This is a genomic window from Hallella faecis, assembly GCF_018789675.1.
Classification (GTDB): Bacteria; Bacteroidota; Bacteroidia; order Bacteroidales; family Bacteroidaceae; genus Prevotella; species Prevotella faecis.
Genome location: NZ_JAHKBE010000150.1, coordinates 1 through 676, shown reverse-complemented (window position 1 = coordinate 676; position 676 = coordinate 1). Strand labels below are relative to the sequence as shown.

General features: G+C 46.9%; 1 pseudogene. It reads right to left on the bottom strand.

The window, feature by feature from the left end:
* Positions 1-676: pseudogene (locus KM934_RS12905) on the bottom strand (DDE transposase); the annotation flags it as partial.

The window sequence follows — 676 nt, the reverse complement described above, 5'->3', positions numbered from 1 at the left end:
GAAGATGATTAGGATTTCTGTCTTCTTGATTCGGCCGCTTATCCGCTTGAGTCCGTAATGTTCCTTCTGCGTTCCAAAGGATCCTTCCATTGCTGTGGCTCGTACACGGGCAAGTTCTTTCTTGACCATGCTGACAGTGGACGTGGTTTCTCGCTTCCTGCCTTTCTGCGAGAATGAAGTCACTATGTTTTGTTCACTGCAGAAAGAACGGTTGGCATTACCAGAATAACTGCAGTCGCCAGCCAGTTTGGTGATCTTCTCTCCAAAGAGTTTCTCTGCAAGCTTTACACAATGCACAAGACGAGTACCCTCATTGAATGCGTTGAACGAAAGTTTCTCGATGAACGACAGGCCATCAACCTGTATGTTGTTACACTTGGCTCCAAACTCGACCTTCTTTACTTCCTTGCCACGGACGATTGGACGTATGTATGGTTTGTTGACGCTTACGATACGATTAGGAATGCTCTCCTTGGCATTGCCACTCTCGTGATGCTTATGCTGCTGACGGTATATCTTCGTTATCGTCTCTATTTCTGCGAGTTGCTTATCGGAGAAGATTCCTGCGCAGGGATTTTCTCTGTCGAGTCTTCTTAACTCTTTGAGAATCTTCCCTAACAGATCCAACTGTCGACGGATCATCCTGCGAGTACGCTTGTTGGTGTGATGGCGTTGC